Origin of the sequence: Mesorhizobium sp. M0088 (assembly GCF_040322895.1) — a bacterium.
In the GTDB taxonomy this organism is placed as follows: Bacteria; Pseudomonadota; Alphaproteobacteria; order Rhizobiales; family Rhizobiaceae; genus Mesorhizobium.
The window spans coordinates 1-25,426 of record NZ_JAMYUI010000027.1 but is presented as its reverse complement, the minus strand read 5'-3'; the positions used below and the strand labels follow the sequence as shown (position 1 = coordinate 25,426).

Sequence of the window (25,426 nt, the reverse complement as noted above, 5' to 3'; positions counted from 1 at the left end):
TGGGCCAAGCAAAGGGTGGTTCTCCTCGACCAGCCTTTGCTCTAAGGTGCCAGCCATGGCTCTCGTCAGGATGTTGGTTGGCGCATTTGAGGCTCGCGCATTGCGGGTCGCGGTGACGCCGTCACCGCGTACGCTGCGCGCCGAGCTTTTGCGGCTGTGCGCCCGCATCGGCTATTCGCCACCTCTCTGCCTCTGAAGCATTCGCCCCGGCTTGCCGGATAGAATCCAGAGGGAAGATCAGACATGACCTATCAGAATTATTCGCTGAAGCAGCTTCAGCAGATCGACGCCGCGCATCATCTGCATCCGTTCACCGACCACAAGGAAATGCGCGGGGCCGGGTCGCGCATCATCACCCATGCCAATGGCCCTTTTATCTACGATTCCGAGGGGGCTGAAATCCTCGATGGCATGGCCGGGCTGTGGTGCGTCAACATCGGCTATGGCCGTGACGAGCTGGCCGAGGCCGCCTATGCCCAGATGAAGGAACTGCCTTATTACAACTCCTTCTTCAAATGCTCGACGCCGACGCCAGTGCTGCTGTCCAAGAAGCTGGCGGAGATCGCGCCAAAGCACGTCAACCAGGTGTTCTATGGTTCGTCGGGCTCGGAGGCCAACGACACGGCACTGCGTCTCGTGCGCCACTATTGGGTGCTGGAAGGCCAGCCGGAGAAGAACCGCATCATCTCGCGCAAGATGGCCTATCACGGCTCGACCGTTGCCGGCACCTCGCTCGGCGGCATGGATGGTATGCACAAGCAGCTCAACGGTGCGGTGCCCAACATCGTCCATGTGATGATGCCCTACGCCTATGAACTGGCGCTGCCGGGAGAGAGCGACCATGATTTCGGCCTGCGCGCGGCCGGGGCTGTCGAGGAGGCGATCCTCGAAGCCGGCGCCGACAAGGTTGCCGCCTTTATCGGCGAGCCGGTCATGGGGGCGGGCGGCGTGAAGATACCGCCGGCGAGCTACTGGCCGGAAGTGCAGCGCATCTGCCGCAAATACGATGTCCTGCTGATGCTGGACGAGGTCATCACCGGCTATGGCCGCACCGGCGAGTGGTTCGCTGCCCAGACGCTCGGCATCGAGCCCGACACGATCACCACGGCCAAGGCGCTGACATCGGGCTATCAGCCGTTGTCGGCATTGCTGGTCGGCGACCGCATCGCCTCGACGCTGGTCGAGAAGGGCGGCGAGTTCAATCACGGTTACACCTATTCCGGGCATCCGGTGGCCTGCGCCGTGGCGCTGAAGAACCTCGAGATCATCGAGCGGGAAGGGCTGGTCGATCGCGTCCGGAACGATACCGGCCCTTACTTCGCCAAGGCGTTGCAGGAGCGCATTGCCGGGCATGATCTGGTCGGCGAGGTGCGTTCGATCGGACTGATGGGCGCAATCGAGATCGTCAAGGACAAGGCGACCAAGGAGCGGTTCCTGCCGGCTGGAAGTGCGGCGGTGACCGTGCGCGATCATGCCATCGCGCACGGCATGATGCTGCGCGCTACCGGCGACACGATGATCCTGTCGCCGCCGCTGATCTGGACCCGTGATACGATCGATATGGCCTGCGACCGCATCTCGAAGGCGCTGGATCTGGCGCAAGCCGACCTGCGCAAGCGGTAGAACTCGACCCCTCGGCTGGGCGCTCCTCGGCGGGAGCGCCCAGCCTTGAGGCCATGCTGACGCGGGGAGCGAACGAATTCCACCACAAGCGCGTAGTGTGTGGGGCTGCGGCTGATTCGGCCGCGACAAGGGGTTTTGTTTCCATGAGAAAGACCGGCAAGAGCCGACGGACGCAAGAAGCGGCCATCATCGGCGGCGACCTGATGCTGGCGCCGCTGGTGGCGATGATGCGGCTGCCGTTGATGGCCATGGATGGCGGGAGCAGCCAGCCTTGGAGCACGGAGACCGCGCGTGCGGTAAACGAGAAGACCGCCGCTATGGCCGAAGGCGTGTTTGCGGCGCAAATGTCCTTCCTGCAATCGGCATCGCGGTTCTGGCCGGAAATCTTTTCCGGCCGCACGCCGTCGCTGTTCAACGGGGTCGCGGCGGAGCGCTCGATCAGCGCCGCGCTGAAGCCGGCAAGCCGTGCCGTGAAAGCGAATTTTCGCCGGCTGTCCAACAAGACCTGACAGAAGTTGCAGAACTTTGATTTTGCGCATTGACGGGCTCATGCGCTAGAATCAGTCGGTACGTCACCGATGGGGGACACGATGGCCGGACAACCGCTCAACCAGCCGGCTGAAATTCCAGCCGAACTCGACCGCTGGAACTGGGGCGCTTTCTTCCTCAACTGGATCTGGGGCATCGGCAACAGCACTTTCATCGCGTTGCTGGCGCTGATCCCTGTCGTCAACATCATCATGATCATCGTGCTGGGCGCACGCGGCAGCCGCTGGGCCTGGCAGAACCGCGCCTGGCGCGACGCGGAACAGTTTCGCAAGACGCAACGCAACTGGGCAATCGCCGGCCTTGCCGTCTGGGTGGTCGGGATTGGCGGCTGCGCGACGATGGTGGGCAGCATTCCCTACGTCCTGAAAGGCAGCGATGCCTATCACATGACGATGGACAGGCTTCGCGCCGACGACCGCGTCAAGGCGGCGTTGGGTGATGATTTGACCGACAGTTTCTGGGTCGGCGGCCATCTCAACGTCAATGCGAATGGGGCCGGCGACGCCCAGTTCGGCATTCCGGTCCACGGCGCCAAGGGCAAGGGCACGGCCTACTCGACCGCTGTCCGGACAGCCGGCACATGGAGCCTGCGCCTGCTGGTCGTCAGGGTCGAAGGAGCCGACGCGCCGATCGTGCTGATCAACGAAGATCATGTCCCGATCCCGAATGCTGCAATCGGAATATAGCGGGGCAAAACGCAAAAAAACGCAGCCTAAACGCGGGCGCGAAGGCTGACAGTTCGGCCGGCTTTGTGGCCCAACAGTCGGGTGACCACTGCTGCGTTCCAGACAAGGAAATATGCTGAAAAGCCGGATGCTGTCTGACAGTATGCGCATGCGTTCATGTGGACCGGTGGCAATTTCATACAAGGGCACGCGCATATGGTGAGTTCCTTTCGTGCGGTCGTGGTCGGTGGCGGCTGTGTGGGTGCAGGCATTCTCTACGGCCTGGCAAAGCGCGGCTGGACCGATGTGGCATTGCTGGAGCGAACGCAGCTTACGGCCGGGTCGACATGGCATGCCGCGGGGCTCATCCCTTCTTACGCGCGCAGCCGCAATGTCGGCCGCATGATCGCCAGGTCGATCGAAATCTATGAGGGGCTGGAGGCGGAGACGGGCCAGAACGTCGGCTGGCACAAATGCGGCCAGCTGCGCATTGCCAACACGCGCGACAGGCTGGACGAGTACAGAAGCTACATGGACGTTGCCGAGGTCCAGGGTGTGCGGGCCCGGATCGTATCGCCCGCGGAAGCGCGAGAAATCTGGCCGCTGCTCGACAACAACAGCATGCTGGGTGCCCTTTATCATCCCGATGACGGCCACATTGCACCCGCCGATGTCACCCAGGCCATGGCCAAGGGTGCACGCGACCGTGGCGCGAAGATCCATCTCGATACCGAGGTTGTGGGCTTCGAACGCATGCCGAGCGGCGAGTGGAGGGTCAAGACCTCACGCGGCGAGATCGTCTGTGAACATGTCATCCTTGCAACAGGCAATTACGCCCGCCAGACCGGCGCCATGCTTGGCCTGGACATTCCCGCGATCCCGATCCTGCATCAGTACTGGATCACCGAGGCGGTCCCCGAAATTGTGGAACGCAAGCGGCTTGGTCTTCCGGAAATGCCGATCCTCAGGGACGAGGGTTACGAGGGCTATCTGCGCGAAGAAGGCGACGGGCTGATGTTCGGTCCCTATGAGCGCACCGAGCAGCTCAAGCTGTTCGCTGAAAACGGCGTCCCGGAATGGTTCGGCGCCGATCTGCTCGATGAGGATTTCGATGCCGTGTCCTGGAACTGGGAACGTGCGACCGAACTGGTCCCCGCGCTCGGACGCGCCGGCATCAAGCGGAATGTGCGAGGACCTTTCCAGATGACGGCCGATGAACTGCCGCTGATGGGGCAGGCGTGGGGCCTGGAGAATGTCTGGCTCGCCGAAGGGGTGCCGGGAGGCATCCTTTGGGGTGGTGCGATTGGCTATTACCTCTCCGAACGGATCGTGGAGGGTGGCAACAGCATCGACACGGCGGAGCTGGACCCCCGCAGGTTCGGCCGATATGCCAACAAGAACTGGACCCGGGCAAAGGTCCGGGAGGCCTGGGGCACCCACGCCGTACAGCACTATCCAGGCCAGGACATGCCGGCGGCGCGACCGCAGAAAACGGCCCCTTCCTATGACCGTCTAAGCCAGCTCGGCGCGGTGTGGGATGTGTTGAACGGCTGGGAGATGCCGAGCTGGTTTGCGCCTGCCGGTGTCGAAGCGCGCAATGTCTACAGCTGGCGCTGGACCCCCAAAGGGAACCACGTCGCCGCGGAGGTGCAGGCTGTCCGCCAGGCCGCTGGGCTGGTCGAGATGACTCCCATGACCAAGTTCGAGGTTAGCGGGCCGGGCGCCAAGGGCTGGCTCGACGGAATCCTGGCCAACAGGCTGCCTCGTCCCGGTCGCGTAGCTCTTGCCCATCACCTGACGCCGGCCGGCTGCGTGCAGGCCGAATATGTGGTGGCGCGGCTGCAGAGCGAGCTGTTCTATCTCATATCGACGCCGCGCGCCGAGCGCTGGAACCTTGACGATCTCAGCCGGCTGTTGCCGAAGGACGGCAGCGTGCATCTGCGCAACGTCACGGAGGATCGCGGCAGCTTCACGTTGGTTGGGCCGAAGGCGCGCGACATATTGCAGCCGCTGACGGAGATCGACCTCTCCAATGAAGCCTTTCCATGGTTCAGCGTGCAGTCCGGCACCGTCGGCATGGCCAGCGACGTACGGCTCCTGCGCGTCAACTATTCGGGCGAACTGGGATGGGAACTCTATCATCCTCTCTGCTATCAGCGGCATTTGCTGGATGCGCTCCTGGCATCGGGAGAGGCACACGGGCTGAGGCTGGCCGGACTTCAAGCGCTGGAATCGCTTCGTCTCGATAAATCCTACCGCGCCATGTATCGCGATATGAATCTCGAACTGTCGGCCTGGGAAAGCGGTCTCGACCGCTTCATCAGCCTCGACAAAGGAGATTTTGTCGGCCGCGCGGCGCTGGTCGCAAAACAGAAGCAGGGGGTGGCACGCCGGATCGCCACGCTATCGATCGATACGGACGGTGCAAGTGCGTTCGCCTTCGAGGGCGTCTACCGCGAAGGTGCGCTCGTCGGCCACGTCACGTCGTCAGGCTATTCCTATACTTTTGGTCACGACATCGCACTCGCGTTGCTGCCGCTGGAACTTGTATTGCCCGGTACCGAGCTTGAGGTTTCGATCCTCGGCGAGCGCCGCGCGGCCAAGGTGATCGCCGACTCCCCTTATGATCCGGAAGGCGCCCGTGGGCGCATGTGAGGCATCCCGAAGTACAGTTGTCCGGGTTTATCGATGCCTCGAAATGCGCTGAAGCCCAAACGCAAAAACCGCGCTCCATCGGGAACGCGGCTTTGCCAGATACGCATGGCGCTTCGCTACGCAAACACTTTGCGAAACTTATGGCACTTGTCGAAACTTACGGGCTCCGGTACGCGAGACCTGATCCGGAGCGCCGGGCGGATGAGATATGTCCGCCTCGCAGTCCGTTTTATAGGGACATCGTTACCGCGGAGTTATCGAGAGCTTAAGCAAATCTAAATTTGCACTTTTTCCACCCAAGGAAACCGGAAAAATCCGGCAAATCCGGGGGTTACGCTGGGTTACCCCTGAGAAAATTAATTATGCCGGAGAAATCGACCCCGCCATGTCCCTGGGCGTTGAATAAGGCATAGAGCTGGGCTGCTTCGGCACCAAGCGGCGTTACAGCACCCGCACCATGCGCGGCTTCCTGGGACAATTTCAGGTCTTTCAGCATCAGTGCCGCTGCAAATCCTGGGTTGTAGTCCCTGTTTGCGGGCGAAGTCGGCACCGGCCCGGGCACCGGGCAGTAGGTGGTCAAGGACCAGCATTGTCCCGACGAGGTCGAGGCGACGTCGAACAGCGCCTGGTGCGACAGGCCGAGTTTTTCGGCCAGAACGAAGGCCTCGGCGACACCGATCATCGAAATGCCGAGGATCATGTTGTTGCAGATCTTTGCCGCCTGGCCGGCGCCGTCGCCGCCGCAATGGACGATGCGGCCGGCCATCGCCTTCAGGATCGGCTCGCCAATTGCAAAGGCGTCATCGGAGCCTCCGGCCATGAAGGTCAGCGTGCCGGCCGCGGCACCGCCGGTGCCGCCTGAGACCGGTGCATCGATCGACGACAGCCCGTGCTTCCTGGCGACGGCATGGGCCTTGCGGGCTGACTCGACGTCGATGGTCGAGGAATCGATAAAGAGTGCGCCTTGCTTGGCCTTGGGCGCGATGTCTTCGTATACGGAGAGCACATGCTTGCCAGCGGGAAGCATCGTAATCACCACATCGGCATCCTTCACCGCGGCAACGGCATTGGCCATCACTGTCACGCCATGCTCTCGGGCGACGGTGAGGTTTTCCGGCACAAGGTCGAAACCATTCACCGCATGCCCCGCCTTGACCAGGTTAGCGGCCATCGGATTACCCATGTTCCCTAGGCCGATGAAGGCAATGGTGGTCATCGATTTCTCCTGATTTGTTGCCGTCAGCGGCCAATTAATGCCCGCGCGATGATGACGCGCATGATCTCGTTGGTGCCTTCGAGGATCTGGTGGACGCGCAGATCCCGCACCAGCTTCTCGATGCCGTAATCGTGCAAATAGCCATAGCCGCCGAGTAGCTGCAGTGCGTCATTGGCGACATTGAAGCCGGTGTCGGTGACGAAGCGCTTGGCCATCGCCGACCATTTGCCGGCATCCGGCGCCTTGCGGTCGAGTTTCGATGCAGCCGCGTAGAGGAAGATGCGCGCCGCCTGCAGCTCGGTCTCCATGTCGGCCAGCCTGAACTGCAGCGCCTGGAACTGGTTGATCTTCGAGCCGAAGGCCTTGCGCTCGGCGGTGTAGGAAAGCGCCTTGTCGAGCGCAGATTGCGCGCCGCCCAGCGAACAGGCGGCGATGTTCAGACGGCCGCCGTCGAGTCCGGCCATGGCAATGCCGAAGCCCGCGCCTTCGCCTGACAAAAGATTCTCCGCCGGCACCTTGCAATCCTCGAAGATGACCTGGCGGGTCGACTGCATATGCCAGCCCATCTTGTGCTCGTTGGCGCCGAAGGAAAGGCCTGGCGCATCTCTGGGCACGACGATGGTGGAAATGCCTTTCGGGCCGTCCGCGCCGGTGCGCACCATGACGGCATAGACATCGCTGTCGCCGGCGCCGGAGATGAACTGTTTGGTGCCGTTGAGGACATAGTCGCCGCCGCTCTTGACCGCGCGCGTTTTCAGCGCTGCGGCATCGGAGCCGGAGCCTGGCTCGGTCAGGCAGTAGCTGGCCAGCCATTCCATCGAGGTGAGCTTCGGCAGGAAGCGCTGGCGCTGCTCGTCATTGCCGAAACGGTCGATCATCGACGCCACCATATTGTGGATGGAGATGAACGACGAAAAAGCCGGATCTGCGTGCGACAGCGCCTCGAAAATCAGCACGGCGTCGAGCCGGCCAAGTGCCGAGCCGCCGACATCGTCCCTGATGTAGATGCCGCCGAGGCCGAGCGGGCCGGTCTCGCGGATCACATCGGCCGGGAAATGCTTGTTACGGTCCCAGTCGAGCGCATTTGGCGCGACACGGTCTGCGGCGAAGGCCTGCGCCATCTCCTGGATGGCGCGCTGCTCCTCGTTAAGTTCGAACTGGCTGGTGCTCGCATCGACCGCGGCGTCCATGGCGTGCTCCCTAATCTTCGACCTGTTGGCCTGTCGTTTTTGGCTTTGCGCGCGCACCAATCTAGACCAATGATGCCGCCGCGCAACCCGATCCCCTGCGGAGCGGCTGTGCATCAATGCATGTCCGGAGTAAGATGTGACGACAAAATTCGATGAACTGCTGGGCCGGTTCCGCGCATACCTTTTCTCCGTGGATCACGCCTTGGTGCGCGATGCCGTGGCGCGCATTGGCTGGGACATGCCGGCTCGCACGCTGGAGCCGCATCCGCTCAGCTGCCTGCGTCATCTCGATCGCGCCGCAGAACTGGCGCCGTCGGATGCCAAGCCGCTGGTGCAACTGCTTGCTGAACGGCGCAACGATCTCCGCTGGGGGCAGACCTACAGCGAGGCGGATTTCGGAAAAGAGTTCATCGACAATTACGGCTGGTTGGAAGTGTTCGGCACCCGAGGCCACTTCGTCAATGACGCGGTCGCCGCCGGCGTGCTGATCCTTGGGCCTGATATCGTCTATCCCGACCACCATCACATTGCCGAGGAAATCTACATTCCGCTGACCGGCGGTACCGAATGGCGCATGGGCGAGAGCGGCTTTTGCATGCGCACGGCCGGCGAGGTCGTCCACCACGCGTCCAACGTCAATCACGCCATGCGCACCGGCAAAGACCCATTGCTGGCGCTGTACATCTGGCGCGGCGGGCCGCTGGCGCAGAAATCCGATATCACCGGAACCTTGGCGCAGGGCAGGGACTGATGGCCAGAGCGATCATGCTGCAAGGCACGGGTTCCGACGTCGGCAAGACGGTGCTGGTCGCCGGCCTCTGCCGCGCGGCAAAGAAGCGTGGGTTGAAGGTGCGGCCGTTCAAGCCGCAGAACATGTCGAACAACGCCGCCGTTGCCGATATTCCCGGCGACAAAGCTGGCGGCGGCGAGATCGGCCGCGCGCAATGGCTGCAGGCGATCGCTTGCGGCGTGGCACCCTCGGTCCACATGAACCCGGTGCTGCTGAAGCCGCAGACCGATGTCGGCGCACAGGTCATCGTGCAGGGCAAAATGTTCGGAGAAGCGCGGGCGCGTGATTACCAGGCGATGAAGGGCCAGTTGATGGACGCCGTTCTGGACTCCTGGGGCAAGGTCGGCGAGGGCGCCGATCTCGTCATCGTCGAGGGCGCGGGTTCGCCGGCCGAGATCAACCTGCGCAGCCGCGACATCGCCAATATGGGCTTTGCCACGCGCGCCGACGTGCCGGTGGTGCTGGTCGGCGACATCGATCGCGGCGGCGTCATCGCTTCGGTCGCCGGCACGCATCTGATCCTGCCGGAGGAGGACCGGCGCATGATCGTCGGCTATCTCATCAACAAGTTCCGCGGCGACGTTTCGCTGTTCGACGATGGGCTGAAGTCGATCGAGACATTCACGGGTTGGCGCTGTTTCGGCGTGGTGCCGTGGCTGAAGGCGGCGGCGCGCCTGCCTTCGGAGGATTCGGTGGTGCTGGAGCGGTTGGCGTCCGGCGAGGCACGCGCGCTGAAGGTGGCGGTGCCGATGCTTGGCCGCATCGCCAATTTCGACGATCTCGACCCGCTCAAGGCCGAACCGCAGGTCGAGGTGGTGTTCGTGCCGCCGGGAAAGCCTCTGCCGGCCGATGCCGGGCTGGTGGTCATTCCGGGCTCCAAGTCGACGATCGGCGATCTGCTGAAATTCCGCGAGAACGGCTGGGATCGCGACTTGCTGGCCCATCGCAAGCGCGGCGGCCATGTCGTTGGTATCTGCGGCGGCTTCCAGATGCTCGGCCGCACAGTGCGCGACCCTGACGGCATCGAAGGCAGCGTCATCGAAGCCGAAGGGCTCGGCCTGCTCGACGTCGAAACGGTGATGGAACCGGAAAAGACGGTGCGCAACGTCAGCGCCCGTTCGGTGCCGTTCGACTTGCCGCTCGAAGGCTACGAAATCCACCTCGGCCGCACCATCGGACCGGATACGCTGCGGCCTTCCGCTGTCATCAATGGTGTCGAGGACGGGGCGGTGTCGGCCGACGGCAAGGTGATCGGCACCTATATGCACGGCCTGTTTGGCGCCGACGGCTTTCGCGGGAGATTCCTCGAAAGCCTCGGCATCAAAGGCGGCGGCATCGACTACCGGGCCGAGGTCGAGCGGGCGCTGGACGAGGTCGCAGCCGAGCTGGAGACCCATCTCGACTGCGACGCGATCTTTGCGCTGGCTCGGTAATTCGCAGAGCGCCCGAGGTTGGCTCAGGCCTTTTCGCCCGCCTTCGGCCAGTAGGTGCCGAAGGACCAGACGTTGCCTTCCGGGTCGCGGCAGATGAACTCGCGGCTGCCATAGTCGCGGTTGGTCAATTCCTCGATGATCGTGGCGCCGGCGTTCCTGGCCTTGGCATAGGCGGCATCGGCATCGTCGACGGCAATGTAGATCGACTTGCCGCCGCCTGAGCCGGGTTCGCCGACCATCTTGCCGTAGTCGTCGTCGCGCACCGTGCCCAGCATGATCATCGAGGAGCCGAAGACCAGTTCGGCATGGTGCACGACATCGCCTTCGCCATAGCGGGCACGGACGCTGAAGCCGAAAGCCTCGCCCAGCCAATCGATCATTCTTGCCGCGTTCTTGTAGCGCAAAGCGGGGTAGAGGCGGGGCGCTTCAGTGGTGGTTGGCATGGGAACCTCCTTCGTTGGGTTGGTCGATAACCCACCCTGCTCAAAGACCGTTCCGGCGTCTTGAAGAAATGTTACCTGACGGAGAGCGCGGTCGGCGTTTCGCCGGCGAGGTCGCGAACCTCGCGCACCAGATGCGCCTGGTCGGCATAGCCGCAATCGGCGGCTATATCCGCCCAATCGGCTGTCGGCTGTCTCGACAGGCCGAGCGCCCGGTTGAAGCGGACGATGCGCGACAGCGTCTTGGGGCCGATGCCGATGGCGTTGGAAAAACTGCCGGCGAGATGCTTGCGGCTCCAGCCCAGCCTTTCGGCGATCGATCCAATGCGGGTCCGGCCGCCGGATGCGATGATGCGGTCATAGGCCCAGGCGATTTCAAGCGGCGTCTCGGCGGCATTCTCGAGACGGGCGGTGACGAAAGCTTCGGCCATGTCGAAACGCGCCGTCCAGTCCGGCGCGTTGCCAAGCTTTTCACGCAGCGCCAAGCCTTGCGCGCCAAGCACGTCGTCGAGGACGACCATGCTGTCGGCCAGTTCGCTCATCGGCAGGCGGAAGAAACGGCGTGCGCCAAGCGGCGTGAAGTTGACCTGGACGCAGCAGGCGCCGCCGAATGATTCGATCACCACCGGTCCGGCAAAGAGGCCGGCGGCGAAACTGGCGAAGCGGTCATTGTCGCCGGGCGCCTTGCCGAGGCCGATGGCGAAGGGTTCGGCGAAGCTGATGACCAGCGGTACGCTGAGCGACGCGTATTCGACGTTGCGCATATGGCCGGGCGTCATTTCGCGATAGCCGCAAATGTCCGACACAATGCCCTGAAGTCGAGGATCCGGCAGGCGCCGGCGCATCTCGAACCGCCCGGCGACGGACCGGTCCTGCTCTTGCTGGGGTTGCATCTCGACTGGCATCGGCCATCCTTGCGCCAAGTCAAATCTAGCAGACCCGGGGCCGGAATCAAAAGCGCCCGGCTTTTGGCCGGCCGCTCCTCGTCCCCACTTCAAGGGAAATGGTCAGGCGCCGCGCATCAAGCAGCCGCCGGCAAGCACGATGAAAGCAATAAGAACAATCCACACCGATGCGAGTGGAATGAACGCAAGAACGCCAAGCGCGGCGAGTGCGCCGATGATGGCGATAACAACGGAAATGATAAAAACGATCTGCGTAGGTGCGCTAAGATTCATGTGTGGCTCCTCCTACATGATTCGAACAGCGGCATTCTATCAGGGCGCGTGATCACACACCAATCAGGGCGCGCAGCGGGTTCGCCGGGTCGGCCAGCAGCTTCACAGCAAGCGCCAGGCACACGATCACCAGCAGCGGCTTGATCAGTTTCGCGCCGATGCGCATGGCCAGGCTGGCGCCGACGCGGGCGCCGATGAACTGGGCAACGCCCATCATCAGGCCGATCTTCCAGTAGACGACGCCGAAGGCCGCGAAGACGATGAAGCCGCCGATGTTGGAGGCGAAGTTGAGCAGCTTGGTATGCGCCGTCGCCTTGAGCACGCCATAGCCGGCAAGCGCCACGAAGGCCAGCATGTAGAAGGAGCCTGCGCCCGGTCCAAACAGGCCATCGTAGAAGCCGATCGCGGGTACCAGGATCAGTCCGAATAGGAAGGGCGACAGCCGCTCGGCGCGATCGATGTCGTTCATGTTGGGCTTAAACGCGAAGTAGAGCGCGATGGCGATCAGCACGATGGGCAGGGCAGCCCGCAGAATGTCACCCGGCACGATCGTTGCCAGCAAGGCGCCGATGGCGCTTCCGACAAGGGCCAGAAGCGCCGACGGCAATTGCCGGCGGAGGTCCACATGACCCTTCGATGCGTAGTGGATGGTCGCCGAGCCCGAGCCGAACATGCCTTGCAGTTTGTTGGTGGCGAGCGCCTGGACCGGCGTGAAGCCGGCAAGCAGCAGCGCCGGCACGGTGATCAGCCCGCCGCCGCCGGCGATCGAATCGACAAAGCCCGCGGCAAAGGCGGCGAAGGCGAGCATGGCGACGGTCTGGATGCTAAGGTCGATCATCTGATGTATGGCGGTGTCCGGCCGGCTGAAATATCGGGCGTTCGACCACGGCCGCCCTGTTTGCGCAAGGTCGATTCCGCGCTACCTCTATCCAAGCGCATCGCGCTTGGATTTGTATTTGTGTGGTTAACCCGGAAAGAGGCTCCTGATGGCATTCGCATTGCTGGACCAGATACGTCAGATATTCGACGGCGACCCGGGTGTGCGCAAGGTGGCGGACGATCCGGTCCTGTCGGCGGAACTGCTGATGTTGTTTCGCATGATCCTGGCCGACGGGTCTGTCAGCGAGAGCGAGATGGTTGTCTTCCGGCGCATCTGCAAGGACGCCTTCGGCATTGCGGAAAGCAGTATCGACAGCGTCATCGAATATCTCAACGAGTTCGGCTACGAGACCAACGGCTCGCAGGCGATTGCACTGTTCCGCGACCTCGATGTCGAGCGGCGCCGGCAATTGGCCAAACATATGGCGGAGATCGCCAAGGCGGATTCGCAACTTGCCGAGAGCGAGATGCGCCTTCTGCGCCGCACGCTCGACCTGCTCGACATCAGCCCGGTCGATGTGGTGAAGCCGCAGGAGTGATTGGGCCGCCTTCTCTCCTGATCAGCCTTGCTCTCGCAGCCGCTTCGCGATTGCCCGGTGCAAGTCAGGAGCGGCGGTGACAAGCGCCTTGGCAGCCTCGGACTGCGGGTGGTCGAGCACCTCGCTCGTCTTGCCGCGCTCGACGACCTTGCCGTCATGCATGACCAGCACCTCGTCCGTGATGGCGCGGGCGACGGTCAAATCATGGGTGATGAAGAGATAGGCGATGCCGAGCTTCTGGTTGAGCTCGGCGAACAAATCGAGGATTTGGGCGCGGATCGAGACGTCGAGCGCCGAGACCGGCTCGTCGGCGACGACCAGCTTGGGGCGGGTGATGATGGCGCGGGCGATCGACAGGCGCTGGCGCTGGCCGCCGGAAAATTCATGCGGGTATTTGTCCATGTCGCTGATGCCGAGGCCGACTTCGTGCAGCGCATGCGCCACCATTTCGCGGCGCTCGGTGCGTGTCGGCTGCTTCTCCAGCACATGCAGGGGTTCGGCGACTAGTTTTTCGACCTTCTGACGCGGGTCGAAGGATCCGTAGGGATCCTGGAAAACGACCTGCATGTCACGGCGAGCCGGCTTCAGCTCGGCTTCGCTCTTGCCGGTGACGGTCTCGCCGCGAAACCGGATCGAGCCCGATGTCGGCCGATCCAGCGCCAGGATCATGCGGGCGAGCGTTGACTTGCCGCAGCCGGATCTGCCGACCAGCGCCACTGACTGACCCGGCGCCATCGACAGCGAGACATCGTCGACGGCGCGGATGCCAGGCGCGCGTTTGAACAATGAGGTGCGCCGTCCGGGATAGTCGCGTGTCACGCTTTCGACCTGAAGCAAAGGTCGGCTCGTCTCGATGCCATGCGGCCTGGCGCGCGCCGGCACATGCATCGAGGCCTGCGCCAGCTGGCTGGTGTAGGGATGGAGCTGCTCGGACAGCGTGCGCGCAGTGTCGCCGGCTTCCATAACCTCGCCGCGGCGCAGGATAGTGATGCGGTCCGCCATCTCGGTCACCACGGCGAGGTCGTGCGAGATCAGGAGCAGACCCATGCGGCTTTCGGCGACGAGGTCGCGTAACAGGTCGAGGATCTGTGCCTGCAGCACCACGTCGAGCGCCGTCGTCGGTTCGTCGGCGATCAGCAGCTGCGGCTTCAGCGCGCAGGCGATGGCGATCACGACGCGTTGGCGCTGGCCACCGGACAGTTCATGCGGATAGCGCGACATTGGAAATTTCGCTTCGGGGAGGCCGACGCGGTCGAGCATTTTTCGCGCCCGGTCTTCGGCCTCGGCGCGGCTGGCCTTGGTGTGCCAGCGTATGCCTTCGGCAACCTGTTCGCCGATGGTCTTGATCGGATTGAGCGCCGTCATCGGCTCCTGGAAGACCATGCCGATGTCGTCGCCGCGCAGCGCGCACATCTGATCCTCGGTTGCCGCGAGGATGTCGATGCCGTCGAATGTGACGCGTCCGGTGGCGCGCGCGGCATGGGGCAGAAGCTGCATCACCGTCAGCGCGGTCATCGACTTGCCCGAGCCGGATTCGCCGACCAAACCCATCACCTCGCCGGGCGCGACGGAAAGCTCCATTCCTTTAAGGATCTGCGTGTCGCCGATGGTCAGCGACAGGTTCTCGATGTCGAGCAGGCTCATCGCTGCCGCCGCGATTTCGGATCGAGGATGTCGGCGATGCCGTCGCCCAGGAGGTTCAGCCCCAGCACGGCGACAACGATCGCCATGCCCGGAAAGATCGCCATCCATGGCGCCACCACCATGCGGGTCTGCGCGTCGAACAGCATGCGGCCCCAGCTCGGCATTGGCGGTTGCGCGCCAAGGCCGAGATAGGAAAGCCCGGCCTCGGCCAGGATGCCCAGCGCGAACTGGATGGTGCCTTGCACCAGGAGCAGCGTGGCGATGTTGGGCAGCACATGTTCGATTGTGATCTGCGTGCTGCTCTTGCCGGCGGCGCGCGCGGCCAGAATGAACTCGCGCGGCCAGATCGCCAGCGCGCCGGCGCGGGCGACACGGGCAAAGACGGGGATGTTGAAGATGCCGATGGCGATGATGGCGTTGATCGCGCCCGGCCCGAAGATGGCGGTGATCATGATCGCCGACAGCAAAGCCGGGAAGGCGAAGACGAGATCGTTCAGCCGCATCAGCGCTTCGTCGACGAGGCCGCCGCGTGCCGCGGCAAAGGCCCCGAGCGGCACGCCGACCCCCATGCCGATGCCAACCGCGACCAGCGCCACGGCAATCGAATTGCGGGCGCCGACCATGACCATCGACAGGATATCGCGGCCGAAATGGTCGGTGCCGAACCAGTGCGCCAGCGAGGGGGCTTGCGTCTTGTCCGATATCACCAGTTTGGTGACGTCGTAGGGCGTCCAGCCATAAGAGACTGCAGCCATTGCCAGGATCAGCAGGGTGATGACGAAACCGGCCACGAAGGCGGTGTTCCTGAATGCCTTGGCCAGGATGCTGCCGAACGTCTCCTCTGGGATGTCGATGTGCAGTGTCATTGCCGGCTTTTCAGGCGCGGATCGACCACCGCATAGGAAAGGTCGACGAGGAGGTTGACGGCGATGACGGCCGCGACCAGCAGCATGACGACGCTTTCGACCACGATCAGATCGCGCTGGGTGATGGCCTGGAACACCAGCCGGCCGAGGCCGGGCAGATAAAACACATTCTCGATGATGATGGTGCCGGCAAGCAGGAAGGCGAATTGCAGGCCCAGAATGGTCAACACCGGGATCATGGCGTTGCGCAGCGCATGCCGCCACAAGACAGTGCGATAGGGCAGGCCCTTGGCGCGGGCGGTGCGGATATAGTCCTCGTTGAGCACCTCGATCAGCGCCGAGCGGGTAACGCGCGCCAGGATCGCGGCTTGCGGCAAGGCAAGTGCGACCGCCGGTAGCAGCAGCGATTTCAAGGCTGGCCAGATGCCGGCACTCCAGCCGGGAAACCCACCGGCCGGGACCAGCCGCAGCCAGACGGCGAAGACATAGATCAGCATCAGCGCGAACCAGAAATTGGGCACGGCGACGCCAAGCTGTGCGGCGCCCATCGAAATCGTATCACCGGCGCGTCCACGCCGGCTGGCGGAAAACAGGCCAACGGGAATCGCGATGATGGTGGAGAGCGCAAGCGCAATCAGCGCCAGCGGCAGCGAGACGGCAAGCCGCTCGCGCACCAGATCGATGACCGGCACCGAATAGGTGTAGGAGCGGCCGAAATCGAGACTGAGCAGGCCGCCGGCCCATTGCAGGTAGCGCAAGGCCAGCGGCGCGTTGAGGCCCATCTGGTTGCGCAGCAGCTCGACCTGATCGGCACTGGCGTTCAGGCCCAGCATCAGCCGCGCCGGATCGCCGGGCAGGATCTCCAGGACGGCGAACACCACCATGGAAGCCAGCACCAGCGTGGCGAGCGCGACGGCGAAGCGTTTTAGGAGGTAGCCGGTCATGGAAGGTGGGGGATCACTCGCTCCACTTCACCTTGGTCAAATCATTGGCCTGGATCGGGGCGTTTTCCCACAGGCCTTGCAGCTTGGCGTCCCAGACGCCGACCTTGGGCAGTTCGTAGAGGAAGCCGACCACGGCATCGTCCGCCAGGATCTTCTGCGCCTGCCCCAGCAATTCCTTGCGCTTGGCTTCGTCGGAGGTGACGCCGAGATCGGCAATCACCTTGTCGAAGGCCGGGTTGTCGTAGTTGAAGTAATAGTCCTTGCGCGAATAGATATCGATGTCGTTGGGCTCGGTGTGGGAGACGATCGTCAGGTCGTAATCCTTCTTGGTGAACACCTGATCCAGCCACTGCGCCCATTCGACCGGGATGATCTCCAGATCGATGCCCACGTCGCGAAGTTGTGAGGCTATGATTTCGCCACCGAGGCGGGCATAGGCGGGCGGCGGCAGTTTCAACGTCGCCTTGAAGCCGTTTTCGAGGCCTGCCTCTTTCAGCAATTCCTTGGCCTTGGCGACATCATGCTGGTAGCGGCCGGTGAGGTCGACATAATCCTTGCTGGCCGGCGACATGTGCGAGCCGATCGGCTGGCCGAGGCCGGCCGAGGCGCCGTCGATGATCGCCTTGCGATTGAGCGCGTAGGAGATCGCCTGCCTCACCTGCAATTTGTCGAAAGGTGGCTTCTTGTTGTTGATCGACAGGATGGTCTCACCCTCGGTCGAGCCGATCACCACCTTGAAGCGCGGATCGTCCTTGACCTGCGCGAGGCTGTCGGCATCGAAGAACGGGAAAGCCTGGATGTCGCCGGAAAGCAGGGCCGGCACATAGGCCGCGGCATCGGGCACGATGCGGAATTCGGCCTTGTCGAGGGACGCCGGTGTGCCCCAGTAATTGTCCGATTTGACCAGCGTGATCGACGATCCCTTGGCCCAGCTCTGGAACTTGAACGGGCCGGTGCCGATCGGTTTCTCCTTGTTGGTCTCTGCCGATTCCGGCGCCACGATCACCGCGTCACCCCAGCCCATATTGTAGAGGAAGGATCCCTGCGGGTTCTTCAGCGTGACCTTGACCGTTGCGGGGTCGACCACGTCGACTGTGTCGATGGCGGCGAACAGCCCCTTTTGGGCGTTGACCGAATTGTCGGCGCGGGCACGGTCGAGCGAGAATTTCACGTCGCTGGCATCGAAGTCGGTGCCGTCGTGGAATTTGACGCCGGTGTGCAGCTTGAAGGTGTAGACCTTGCCGTCATCGGAAATGGTCCAGCTTTCGGCCAGATCGGGCAGCACCTCGCCATTCGGCCCGATGCGGGTCAGGCCCTCGAACACATTGGCGTAGAGCACTTCGTCGATCGCCGCGGCGGCACCTGCGGTCGGATCGAGATGCGGGGGTTCGAGCGGAATGCCGATGACCAGGTCGGTTCGCGCGGCAAACGCGGAAGCGCCGGCGGCCAGTGAAAGCACTGCAGCGGCCAGGATGGTTTTCCACAATTTCATCGTGCAACTCCCAATGCGTTTCAGACACCTGCTCAAACCCGGGCGATAGAAGCGTGATTTCGCCGCGGAGTAAATTGCGTTTCGTTCTGCCCGTTGGCGTGGCCGGGAATGTTTTTGTCCTGGCCACCGCATCGGCAGGTCGAAGCTTGTCGCGGTGCGCCTTACCCTGCGGCTGTGCCGCGCAGCAGCACATTGAGCCCTATCGCCATCACCTTGGCCGATTCTACCATGTCCGATATCCCGACCCATTCGTCCGGCCGGTGGGCGAGGTCGAGAATGCCCGGCCCATAGGCGATGCAATCATAGATATGGCCGATGCGCGCAATGTGCTTCTGGTCGTAGGTGCCGGGCGAAATGACATAGTCGGGTTCGCGGTCGAAGATCGCCATGATGCCTTGCGCAACCGCCTTGACCACCGGGGCGTCGCGCTCGGTCATCAGCGGCAGCACTTCCATCAGGTCGCGGATTTCGTAGTCGAATTTTGTCCGCTCGCGCTTTAGCCGGTCGAGAATACCGGTCACTTCGCCTTTGACGGTGTCGAGATCTTCCTCCAGCAGGAAACGACGGTCGATGGTCAGCCGGCAGGAGTCGGGCACGTTGGGCGACGGCAGGCCGGGCCGGAAGTCCTCGGTCTGGCCGCCATGGATCGAATTGATGTTCATGGTCGAGCGTTTTGCCCCTTCGGGCACGACCGGCATGCGCGTCATCTTACGGTCAAGCGCAGGGAACAGCTCGTCCTCGAAAGCCCTCAGCACGGCGCCCATGTGGCGCACCGCATTGTCGCCGAGAAACGGCATCGAGCCGTGCGCGATCTCGCCCTTGGTCTCGATCTCCGCCCACCAGACGCCGCGATGCCCGAGGCAGATGCGATCCTTGTTGAGCGGCTCGGGAATGATGACGTGGTCGACCCTGGGTTTTGAGAAATAGCCTAGTCTGGCCAGATGGGCGACGCCGCCGAAGCCGCCGGACTCCTCGTCGACGGTGCCGGATATTTCGATGGCGCCGGGAAAGTCGGGGAAGACTTCCAGGAAGGCTTCGGCTGCGATGATCGAGGCGGCCAGTCCGCCCTTCATGTCGCAGGCGCCGCGACCATAGACCTTGCCGTCTTTGACGATGCCGGCAAAAGGATCGACGGTCCAGCCGTCGCCGGCTTCGACCACGTCGATGTGCGAGTTGAAGTGGACGCAGGCGCCTGACGATCTTCCGTCGAAACGGGCAACGACATTGACGCGCGGGTAGCGGTCGGTGTCGCCGGGCGTGCCTTCGGCGCGGATGAATTCGGTCTCGAAACCACTCTTCTTCAGCCGCGCGCCGAGATATTCGGCGCATGGCCGATAGGCCTCGCCGGGTGGATTGATGGTCGGAAAACGGATCAGCTCAGTGGTCAGCGCGACGACATCGTCGCGCCTGTCATCGATTGCCCGGAGGAGTCGCTCGTTCATGCCCAGAGTTGAGCAGCGATCTCGGCCGTTTTGCAAGCCCGTTGGTGATCGAGCCTGTGCGGCGTGTCGTTGCGGCAACTATTGCGGGAAATCGTTCAAATTCGCTGCTTTGGATTGGCGAATTGGTCAAGGTGTGTGTGTTAGCCCGTTCATCTGCCATTAAAAAGATGAGAGACAATTTGAGGGCAGGCAGGTTAGGGGCAATCAAAGGGGTTTGATCGCATGAAAAAGACAGTTCTCATGGCAGCCGTGTTTGTTGCGATGCTGTTCGGTGCTTCGGGGCAGGGCTGGGCAGCCAGCCTCGTTGCAAATATTGACGTGTCTTCGCAGACGATGACCGTCAGATATGGCGCGTCGGTTTACCGGTGGAGCGTCTCCACCGCGCGCAAAGGTTACATTACGCCGCGCGGCAGCTATCGGCCGCAACGGACGGCGCGGATGTGGTATTCGCGCAAATACGACATGTCGCCAATGCCTCATTCGGTGTTCTTCCGCGGCGGCTATGCCATTCACGGCACCGGCGCGGTGAGGCAGCTCGGGCGCCCGGCATCGCATGGCTGTGTGCGCTTGCACCCGACCAATGCCGCCGCCTTCTATGCGATGGTTCGGCAAGCCGGTTTCGGCAACACGCGCATTGTCGTCACCAACTGAAGAGATTCAGGTTCGCCGTTGTCGGCTGGCGCAGGGCTAACACCCTCGCCAGCAGTTCCGTTTAAGCGTTCGGGACCGCTTTTGCCTGCGAGGGCCGCTTTCGACGCCCGCCGCTGATCTCCCACCTTTTGTGGAACCACATCCACTGGCCGGGATCTTCTCGCACCCAGCGTTCGACGACATCGTTGAGACGCTGGGTGGTGGCGTGGACATCGACGCTGCCGTCAGCCGTTCGCGGCAATGTCAGCTTGTCCTCGATTTCGAGCCGGAAGCGGTTGCCTGGCAGCCTGATGCAGCGAGCCGGATAGACGTCGCAGTCATAGTGACGGGCAAGGGTGGCCAGCACCCGATTGCTCTGGCACGGACGGCCGAAGAATGTCGTCTCCAGTCCGTTGGAGAATTTCTGGTCGACAAGGATGCCGATGTTGCCGCCGTTCTCCAGGACCCCGGCCAAGGCGAATGAGGCACCGGCCATCGATGGCAGCAACGAGCCCATGGTCGAGCGGCGCGTCGAGAGGATGTAGTCGGCAAGATAAGGATTGTTGGGTGGGCGAAACAGCGCCGTGATGTTCATGCCGAAGGTCGCCGCCGCCACCGGCAGCAATTCGAAATTGCCGAGATGGCCGGTAAAGACGATGTGCGGCTTCACTTCGCTGGCGATTTCGAGGAAGTGGTCCGCTCCTTTGACCTCGATGCGGCCGGGCTTGATCGCTGTAGGGTCATAGTCGAAGAGGGCGTCGAGAAAGATGTATTCCGCGGCAAGACGGGCCATGTTGCCCCACATGTCGGAGGCGATCGCCTGGATCTCGGCTTCGCCCTTTTCCGGATAGGCCTTGCGCAGATTGTCGACGGCGACCTGATGGCGTCCCACCCGGGGGCCGACCATGCGTGCGGCGCGGTCGGCGAAATTCAACGCACTGTCGGCCGGCAGCAGGCGCAGGACCGAGATGATCATCATTGCGGCGCGCGCCACCAGCCAGTAATTGAGCTGGCGCAGTTGCCTGCCGTAGCGAAATTTTAGATCCCGGCGGAACTTCTTGAACACAGAGGTCAAGGCTCTAGCCGACGCGCAGGATGATCTTGCCGAAAACGTCGCGGCCTTCCATGCGCTTCAGCGCGGCGTCGATACCGTCGAAGCCGACTTCGGTGTCGATGACGGGTGCGACCTGTCCCGCCGCCATTTTCTGCATGGCGTTGGCCATGTTTTCCATGCGGCAGCCAAACGAGCCAAGCAGTTTCAATTGCTGCTGGAACAGCTGCATCAGATTGATCTGCGTCGACACGCCGGAAGTCGAACCGCAGGTCACCAGGCGGCCGCCGCGCTTCAGGCACAGCATCGAGGCGGCAAAAGTGTCGGCGCCGACATGTTCGAAGACGACATCGACGCCCTTCTTCTTGGTCAGCTTGCGCACGACGCCCTCGAAACGGTCGTCGCGGTAGTTGATGACATGGTCGGCGCCGAGCGCCTTGGCCTTGTCGATCTTGTCGTTGGAGCCGACCGTGGTGATGATGGTGCAGCCCATCCGCTTGGCCAGCTGGATGGCCGCAGAGCCGATGCCGGATCCGCCGGCATGGATAAGGATCGTCTCGCCGGGCTGTAGCCTGGCGTTGTCGAACAGCATGTGCTCGACCGTGCCGAAGGTGACGGGCGCGACCGCCGCGCCGATGTCGGTCACGCCGGGCGGGGCGGGGACCAGCAGGCGAGCCGGCAGGTTGATCTTCTCTTGCGCGAAACCGTCGAGATGGAAACCGTGCACACCCGAAACATGTTCACAGAGGTTGTCGCGGCCTTCGCGGCAGGCTCGGCAGAGGCCGCAGGTGCGCGCGCCGTAGATCGATACCAATTGTCCGGGCAGCAGGCTGGAAACGCCGGAGCCTACCGCCTCGACCTCGCCCGAGGCTTCGGCGCCGACGACCAGCGGCAGCTTGCGCTTGGCGAAGGCCATGCCGCGCCAGCCCCAGACGTCGATATGGTTCAGCGCCACCGCCTTGATGCGCAGCGTGACTTCGCCAAGTGCCGGCGGTGGGGGAGGCGGCAGGTCCACCGTTTCAAGACGGCGGTCCTCGATAAGTTGCAATGCGCGCATTGGGCCTGTCGGTTTCGGTCTGGCTGAAAAAGGTCGCTTAGACCGGTTCCCGCGCCATGACAAGGCAAGTGTTCTGGCCGCCGAAGCCGAAGGAGTTCGACAGCACGGTGCGGACCTCGGCATTGCGCTTCTTGTTCGGCACCACGTCGAGCACGATCGCGGGGTCGGGATTGTCATAGTTGATGGTCGGCGGGATGACGCTTTCGCGCATCGTCATCAGTGAGAACGCCGCCTCGACGGCGCCCGCCGCCGACAGCGTGTGGCCGATCATCGATTTGTTCGACGAGACCGGCATCGAGCCGATCCGCTCGCCGAACACGGTCGACAGCGACAGATGCTCCATCTTGTCGTTTTCCGGCGTCGAGGTGCCGTGGGCGTTCACGTAGTCGATCTCGTCCTGGCTCAAGCCGGCATCGGCAAGCACAGCACGAACCGCCGCGATCGCCGGCGAAGCGTCCGGCTTCGAGCGGGTGCGGTGGAAATCGTCCGCCTTTTCGCCGCAGCCGCGCAGGATGCCCAGGACGGTGGCGCCGCGCGCGAGTGCGGCTTCCAGTGATTCCAGCACCAGCGCGCCCGAGCCCTCGGCGAGGACAAAGCCGTCGCGGTCCTTGGAGAAGGGTTTTGACGCCTTTTCGGGAATGTCGTTGTGGGTCGACAGCGCGGACAGCAGCGAGAAGCGGATCAGCGCCTCGGCGGTCGCCGAACCGTCGGCGCCGATCGACAGGGCGCGGTCGCATTCGCCGCGGCGGATCGCCTCGACGCCGAGCTGGATGGCGGTGGCGCCGGAAGCGCAGGCGGTCGACAGCGTGATCGGCAGCCCGCGGGTGCCGAAACGGTCGGCAAGCCGGCCGGCGATCGAGCCGAACTGCGTGGTCTCGAAAAAGTCGAGTTCCTTCAATCCGCGCGCCACCCGCAGCAGCCGTTCGCCGCCGGAGTCCAAATCATTGGAATTGTAGAGCGCGAAGCGGTCGTGCCAGTCGAGTTCGACCGGCGGTGAAGCGAGGAAGAGAGGACCACCAAAATCACCGGAATCGAGGCCGGACTCGGCCACGGCCTCACGCGCGGCGGTTTCCGCCAGTTCATAGGTGAGGTGGCTGGAGCCCTTCGAGCTCGACGGTAGGAAGTCGACCATGCCGGAGATGCGGGTGTTGAGATGATCGACCGGAAAACGGGTAATCGGGTGGATGCCCGACTTGCCCGAGGTCAGCGCCGCCCAATTATCGGCCTTGCCGACGCCAAGCGAGGTCACCACGCCGATGCCGGTGACGGCAACGATCGGCCTGCCCATATGATCGTTCAGATTGGCCATGCGGTAGCCCTCGATCGTTTATCGTTGCGGCATGGATCGTGGACCACCGCATCAGGCGGCGTTGACGAGCGCCATGCCCTCGAATTGGTGATAGCCGATCGCCGTTGCAAGGACGGTTGCGGGAACCCCTTCGAACGGCTTCTCGGCTGCGGCATCAAAAACAGGGTAGGCGGCCTTGCGATCGACGGCCAGCGCCGCCAGTGCCACAGCGAAGGGAAACTGTGCTTCCTTCATGTGTCCGGTCAGCGTCGAGAACCCGCGCGCGGCAATCGCCGGATTGGCATCGAGCGCGGCTTTCTCGGCGATGGTTGCCGTATGGGCGCCCGACGCGCCCGACATGGCCAGCAATTTGCCGTTCGGCATTGCAGCCTGCTTGAGCAGGGCGGCGATCTGGGCGTCGAGTTCTCCCCGTGGGCGCCTGGCGCGGCCGGAGACGACCGGCCCAAGCTCGGCATAGATCTTGCGGCCGCGGCTCATCGCGTGTTCGCGCTGCTCCAGCACCAGGAAGGCACCGCCGGATCCAGTCACGACGCCGCCGCCCTCAGCGCCCTGTCTTTGCCAGACCGGCCTCCACGGGCCGCGATGCAAATAGCCGGCGAGTTCATAGCCGAGCAGCATGTCGGAATGTTCGGTCTGGAAGGCGCCGCCGACCAGGATGTGCGTCGACTGGCCGGAGCGGATGCGCGCGGCTGCTGTCTCGACGGCGGCGACGCCGGCACCTTCCTCGCCCATGAAGGTTCTGGATGAGCCGGTCACCTTGTGGACGATGGAGATGTTGCCGGCGAGCAGATTGGAAAGCTGCGCCAGGAACAGTGTCGGCCGCAATTCGGTGGTCAATTTCTCGTTGATCAGCACATCGCGGTCGTTGCGGCTTTCCGAAGCGGCGAGAATGGCGGCATCGACCGCCTCGTCGCGTTCGCCGCCGCCCGCGGCCACGACCATGTCCATGGTCGTGCAGAGTTCGTCATTGCCCTTGATGCCGGCGTCGTCCAGCGCCAGGCCTGCGGCATAGGTGCCGAGCCTCTGCCAGGTTTCCATCTGGCGCTGATCGCCACGTTTGGCGATCTGCAGGTTCCAGTCGATCTCCGGCAATGGATGAACGGTATAGGGTGCAAAGCGCGCCGCTTCGAGCACCGGTTCCAGCCCCGGCTGCACGAGCTTTTGCCAATGGGCGTCCGGACCTTCCCCCAGCGAGGAGACAAGGCCGATACCTGATATGACGACGTCGCGGGGGCTGCTCATGTGCGGCTTTGTGGGTCAGGCGGCAGAGCGCGTCAAGATCGAACGCTCAACCGATGTCAGGCGGTCTTGGCGGCAACCAGCGCGTCGATCTTGGCGCACAGGTTCTTCATGACGAAGTAATCGTCGGTCGAAGCCTTGCCGTCATTGACCTCCTGGGTCCACTTTTCCAGTGGCACCTTGATGCCGAATTCCTTGTCGATGGCAAAGACGATGTCGAGGAAATCGAGGCTGTCGATGCCGAGATCGTCGATCGTGTGGCTCTCGGGCGTAATCGTGTCGATATCGATCTCGCTGGTGTCGGCAATGATCTTGGCGACTTTGTCGAACGTGGTGGACAAGGGCTTTTCCTTCGGTTGCGGGCGGAATCTGTCCGCATCTTGTTTGGGCGCTGTCTAATCGGTTTTTCCCGGCAGGAAAAGGCCTGATGCGCCGGGCGCAGATGGGTAAGGCATCCAGGAAACGCAAGAAGGGGCCGCGGGTTTAACCCCGGCCCGTGAGTTTTCGGGAACGCAGCCCTTGTTTTTTTTGGGGCCGAGATAAGCAGTGACGGGGGGTTTACCCAAAATTAAACACCCCCCCCGGTGGCGTGTGT

Annotated in this window: 25 protein-coding genes; 9 read left to right on the top strand and 16 right to left on the bottom strand. The window is 63.1% G+C overall.

Annotated features, from left to right (window positions below; all coding sequences use genetic code 11):
* Positions 1 to 55: 55 nt before the first annotated feature.
* From NKJ67_RS27585 to NKJ67_RS27565, 5 genes are all read left to right on the top strand, one after another.
* Positions 56 to 196, top strand: coding sequence for a capsid protein (locus NKJ67_RS27585; protein ID WP_127268233.1), 141 nt, complete (start codon positions 56 to 58; stop codon positions 194 to 196).
* A 47-nt stretch (positions 197 to 243) separates the two neighbouring features.
* The gene (locus NKJ67_RS27580; protein WP_127268234.1) at positions 244 to 1,623 is read left to right on the top strand and encodes an aspartate aminotransferase family protein; all 1,380 of its coding nucleotides are present in this window, start codon (positions 244 to 246) and stop codon (positions 1,621 to 1,623) included.
* Between the two features lie 143 nt (positions 1,624 to 1,766).
* The gene (locus tag NKJ67_RS27575) at positions 1,767 to 2,132 is read left to right on the top strand and encodes a hypothetical protein (protein ID WP_127397691.1); all 366 of its coding nucleotides are present in this window, start codon (positions 1,767 to 1,769) and stop codon (positions 2,130 to 2,132) included.
* Between the two features lie 81 nt (positions 2,133 to 2,213).
* Positions 2,214 to 2,858, top strand: coding sequence for a cytochrome c oxidase assembly factor Coa1 family protein (locus NKJ67_RS27570; protein ID WP_127271457.1), 645 nt, complete (start codon positions 2,214 to 2,216; stop codon positions 2,856 to 2,858).
* A 195-nt stretch (positions 2,859 to 3,053) separates the two neighbouring features.
* On the top strand, positions 3,054 to 5,492 hold the full coding sequence (locus NKJ67_RS27565) for a GcvT family protein (protein WP_352584334.1): 2,439 nt from the start codon (positions 3,054 to 3,056) through the stop codon (positions 5,490 to 5,492).
* Positions 5,493 to 5,823: 331 nt separating this feature from the next.
* Here the strand turns inward: NKJ67_RS27565 and mmsB are convergent, their stop codons facing one another.
* Both mmsB and NKJ67_RS27555 read right to left on the bottom strand, forming a co-directional pair.
* On the bottom strand, positions 5,824 to 6,735 hold the full coding sequence (gene mmsB, locus NKJ67_RS27560) for a 3-hydroxyisobutyrate dehydrogenase (protein ID WP_502905243.1): 912 nt from the start codon (positions 6,733 to 6,735) through the stop codon (positions 5,824 to 5,826).
* Positions 6,732 to 7,898: an isobutyryl-CoA dehydrogenase gene (locus NKJ67_RS27555; RefSeq protein ID WP_352584330.1), complete on the bottom strand. Its 1,167-nt coding sequence runs from the start codon at positions 7,896 to 7,898 to the stop codon at positions 6,732 to 6,734. Before NKJ67_RS27555 ends, mmsB begins: the two co-directional genes overlap by 4 nt.
* A 136-nt stretch (positions 7,899 to 8,034) precedes the next feature.
* Here NKJ67_RS27555 and NKJ67_RS27550 point away from each other — a divergent pair, with 136 nt between their 5' ends.
* On the top strand, positions 8,035 to 8,649 hold the full coding sequence (locus NKJ67_RS27550; RefSeq protein ID WP_352584328.1) for a dimethylsulfonioproprionate lyase family protein: 615 nt from the start codon (positions 8,035 to 8,037) through the stop codon (positions 8,647 to 8,649).
* Positions 8,649 to 10,121, top strand: coding sequence for a cobyric acid synthase (locus NKJ67_RS27545; protein WP_292680156.1), 1,473 nt, complete (start codon positions 8,649 to 8,651; stop codon positions 10,119 to 10,121). The genes NKJ67_RS27550 and NKJ67_RS27545 overlap by 1 nt, the downstream gene beginning before the upstream one ends.
* A gap of 23 nt (positions 10,122 to 10,144) precedes the next feature.
* On the opposite strand, the gene NKJ67_RS27540 is transcribed toward NKJ67_RS27545, so the two are convergent.
* The 4 genes from NKJ67_RS27540 to NKJ67_RS27525 all read right to left on the bottom strand — a co-directional run bounded on the left by NKJ67_RS27540 (position 10,145) and on the right by NKJ67_RS27525 (position 12,577).
* Positions 10,145 to 10,564 (bottom strand): VOC family protein, encoded by a 420-nt coding sequence (locus NKJ67_RS27540; protein ID WP_352584326.1) that lies wholly within the window; start codon positions 10,562 to 10,564, stop codon positions 10,145 to 10,147.
* Positions 10,565 to 10,635: 71 nt separating this feature from the next.
* Positions 10,636 to 11,466 carry a helix-turn-helix domain-containing protein gene (locus NKJ67_RS27535; RefSeq protein ID WP_352584324.1) on the bottom strand — a complete coding sequence of 277 codons (831 nt, stop codon included), beginning with the start codon at positions 11,464 to 11,466 and terminating at the stop codon, positions 10,636 to 10,638.
* Positions 11,467 to 11,568: 102 nt separating this feature from the next.
* Positions 11,569 to 11,739 carry a hypothetical protein gene (locus NKJ67_RS27530; protein ID WP_127268806.1) on the bottom strand — a complete coding sequence of 57 codons (171 nt, stop codon included), beginning with the start codon at positions 11,737 to 11,739 and terminating at the stop codon, positions 11,569 to 11,571.
* Between the two features lie 52 nt (positions 11,740 to 11,791).
* Positions 11,792 to 12,577, bottom strand: a complete 786-nt coding sequence (locus NKJ67_RS27525) for a TSUP family transporter (protein ID WP_127268807.1) — start codon at positions 12,575 to 12,577, stop codon at positions 11,792 to 11,794.
* A 148-nt stretch (positions 12,578 to 12,725) separates the two neighbouring features.
* On the opposite strand from NKJ67_RS27525, the gene NKJ67_RS27520 reads away from it, so the two are divergent.
* Positions 12,726 to 13,157, top strand: a complete 432-nt coding sequence (locus tag NKJ67_RS27520; protein WP_127268808.1) for a TerB family tellurite resistance protein — start codon at positions 12,726 to 12,728, stop codon at positions 13,155 to 13,157.
* A 21-nt stretch (positions 13,158 to 13,178) separates the two neighbouring features.
* Here the strand turns inward: NKJ67_RS27520 and NKJ67_RS27515 are convergent, their stop codons facing one another.
* From NKJ67_RS27515 to NKJ67_RS27495, 5 genes are all read right to left on the bottom strand, one after another.
* Complete coding sequence (locus tag NKJ67_RS27515; RefSeq protein WP_352584321.1) at positions 13,179 to 14,801, bottom strand: ABC transporter ATP-binding protein; 1,623 nt, start codon at positions 14,799 to 14,801, stop codon at positions 13,179 to 13,181.
* Complete coding sequence (locus tag NKJ67_RS27510; protein WP_127331883.1) at positions 14,798 to 15,667, bottom strand: ABC transporter permease; 870 nt, start codon at positions 15,665 to 15,667, stop codon at positions 14,798 to 14,800. The genes NKJ67_RS27515 and NKJ67_RS27510 overlap by 4 nt, the downstream gene beginning before the upstream one ends.
* Positions 15,664 to 16,611, bottom strand: a complete 948-nt coding sequence (locus NKJ67_RS27505; RefSeq protein ID WP_352584319.1) for an ABC transporter permease — start codon at positions 16,609 to 16,611, stop codon at positions 15,664 to 15,666. The genes NKJ67_RS27510 and NKJ67_RS27505 overlap by 4 nt, the downstream gene beginning before the upstream one ends.
* Positions 16,612 to 16,624: 13 nt before the next feature.
* The gene (locus NKJ67_RS27500) at positions 16,625 to 18,103 is read right to left on the bottom strand and encodes an ABC transporter substrate-binding protein (RefSeq protein ID WP_352584317.1); all 1,479 of its coding nucleotides are present in this window, start codon (positions 18,101 to 18,103) and stop codon (positions 16,625 to 16,627) included.
* Between the two features lie 161 nt (positions 18,104 to 18,264).
* Positions 18,265 to 19,545, bottom strand: coding sequence for an acetylornithine deacetylase/succinyl-diaminopimelate desuccinylase family protein (locus NKJ67_RS27495; protein ID WP_292336562.1), 1,281 nt, complete (start codon positions 19,543 to 19,545; stop codon positions 18,265 to 18,267).
* Between the two features lie 222 nt (positions 19,546 to 19,767).
* On the opposite strand from NKJ67_RS27495, the gene NKJ67_RS27490 reads away from it, so the two are divergent.
* The gene (locus NKJ67_RS27490; RefSeq protein ID WP_023812266.1) at positions 19,768 to 20,196 is read left to right on the top strand and encodes a L,D-transpeptidase; all 429 of its coding nucleotides are present in this window, start codon (positions 19,768 to 19,770) and stop codon (positions 20,194 to 20,196) included.
* Between the two features lie 61 nt (positions 20,197 to 20,257).
* Here NKJ67_RS27490 and NKJ67_RS27485 read toward each other — a convergent pair whose 3' ends face one another.
* Genes NKJ67_RS27485 through NKJ67_RS27465 form a run of 5 tightly spaced genes read right to left on the bottom strand, consistent with a single transcriptional unit; the run spans position 20,258 to position 25,172 of the window.
* Positions 20,258 to 21,241, bottom strand: a complete 984-nt coding sequence (locus NKJ67_RS27485; RefSeq protein WP_164873981.1) for a lipid A biosynthesis lauroyl acyltransferase — start codon at positions 21,239 to 21,241, stop codon at positions 20,258 to 20,260.
* A 13-nt stretch (positions 21,242 to 21,254) separates the two neighbouring features.
* Entirely contained in the window at positions 21,255 to 22,283 is a 1,029-nt protein-coding gene (locus NKJ67_RS27480) for a zinc-binding dehydrogenase (RefSeq protein WP_127269349.1), read from the bottom strand.
* Between the two features lie 37 nt (positions 22,284 to 22,320).
* On the bottom strand, positions 22,321 to 23,592 hold the full coding sequence (locus NKJ67_RS27475; protein ID WP_352584314.1) for a beta-ketoacyl-ACP synthase: 1,272 nt from the start codon (positions 23,590 to 23,592) through the stop codon (positions 22,321 to 22,323).
* Between the two features lie 51 nt (positions 23,593 to 23,643).
* Entirely contained in the window at positions 23,644 to 24,834 is a 1,191-nt protein-coding gene (locus tag NKJ67_RS27470) for a beta-ketoacyl-ACP synthase (RefSeq protein ID WP_128289322.1), read from the bottom strand.
* Positions 24,835 to 24,890: 56 nt separating this feature from the next.
* A complete protein-coding gene (locus tag NKJ67_RS27465; RefSeq protein WP_010909964.1) occupies positions 24,891 to 25,172 on the bottom strand; it encodes an acyl carrier protein in 282 nt (93 codons plus the stop codon).
* Positions 25,173 to 25,426: the final 254 nt, after the last annotated feature.

Excerpts from the sequence above, each read along its gene's own strand:
- NKJ67_RS27540 (WP_352584326.1), bottom strand. The coding sequence starts at position 10,564 with ATGCCAACCACCACTGAAGCGCCCCGCCTCTACCCCGCTTTGCGCTAC.
- NKJ67_RS27555 (WP_352584330.1), bottom strand. The coding sequence starts at position 7,898 with ATGGACGCCGCGGTCGATGCGAGCACCAGCCAGTTCGAACTTAACGAG.
- NKJ67_RS27490 (WP_023812266.1), top strand. The coding sequence starts at position 19,768 with ATGAAAAAGACAGTTCTCATGGCAGCCGTGTTTGTTGCGATGCTGTTC.
- NKJ67_RS27480 (WP_127269349.1), bottom strand. The coding sequence starts at position 22,283 with ATGCGCGCATTGCAACTTATCGAGGACCGCCGTCTTGAAACGGTGGAC.
- NKJ67_RS27515 (WP_352584321.1), bottom strand. The coding sequence starts at position 14,801 with ATGAGCCTGCTCGACATCGAGAACCTGTCGCTGACCATCGGCGACACG.
- NKJ67_RS27585 (WP_127268233.1), top strand. The coding sequence starts at position 56 with ATGGCTCTCGTCAGGATGTTGGTTGGCGCATTTGAGGCTCGCGCATTG.
- NKJ67_RS27565 (WP_352584334.1), top strand. The coding sequence starts at position 3,054 with ATGGTGAGTTCCTTTCGTGCGGTCGTGGTCGGTGGCGGCTGTGTGGGT.
- NKJ67_RS27520 (WP_127268808.1), top strand. The coding sequence starts at position 12,726 with ATGGCATTCGCATTGCTGGACCAGATACGTCAGATATTCGACGGCGAC.
- NKJ67_RS27575 (WP_127397691.1), top strand. The coding sequence starts at position 1,767 with ATGAGAAAGACCGGCAAGAGCCGACGGACGCAAGAAGCGGCCATCATC.
- NKJ67_RS27475 (WP_352584314.1), bottom strand. The coding sequence starts at position 23,592 with ATGGCCAATCTGAACGATCATATGGGCAGGCCGATCGTTGCCGTCACC.
- NKJ67_RS27470 (WP_128289322.1), bottom strand. The coding sequence starts at position 24,834 with ATGAGCAGCCCCCGCGACGTCGTCATATCAGGTATCGGCCTTGTCTCC.
- NKJ67_RS27500 (WP_352584317.1), bottom strand. The coding sequence starts at position 18,103 with ATGAAATTGTGGAAAACCATCCTGGCCGCTGCAGTGCTTTCACTGGCC.
- NKJ67_RS27530 (WP_127268806.1), bottom strand. The coding sequence starts at position 11,739 with ATGAATCTTAGCGCACCTACGCAGATCGTTTTTATCATTTCCGTTGTT.
- NKJ67_RS27570 (WP_127271457.1), top strand. The coding sequence starts at position 2,214 with ATGGCCGGACAACCGCTCAACCAGCCGGCTGAAATTCCAGCCGAACTC.
- NKJ67_RS27525 (WP_127268807.1), bottom strand. The coding sequence starts at position 12,577 with ATGATCGACCTTAGCATCCAGACCGTCGCCATGCTCGCCTTCGCCGCC.
- NKJ67_RS27545 (WP_292680156.1), top strand. The coding sequence starts at position 8,649 with ATGGCCAGAGCGATCATGCTGCAAGGCACGGGTTCCGACGTCGGCAAG.
- NKJ67_RS27505 (WP_352584319.1), bottom strand. The coding sequence starts at position 16,611 with ATGACCGGCTACCTCCTAAAACGCTTCGCCGTCGCGCTCGCCACGCTG.
- NKJ67_RS27580 (WP_127268234.1), top strand. The coding sequence starts at position 244 with ATGACCTATCAGAATTATTCGCTGAAGCAGCTTCAGCAGATCGACGCC.
- NKJ67_RS27510 (WP_127331883.1), bottom strand. The coding sequence starts at position 15,667 with ATGACACTGCACATCGACATCCCAGAGGAGACGTTCGGCAGCATCCTG.
- NKJ67_RS27535 (WP_352584324.1), bottom strand. The coding sequence starts at position 11,466 with ATGCCAGTCGAGATGCAACCCCAGCAAGAGCAGGACCGGTCCGTCGCC.
- NKJ67_RS27495 (WP_292336562.1), bottom strand. The coding sequence starts at position 19,545 with ATGAACGAGCGACTCCTCCGGGCAATCGATGACAGGCGCGACGATGTC.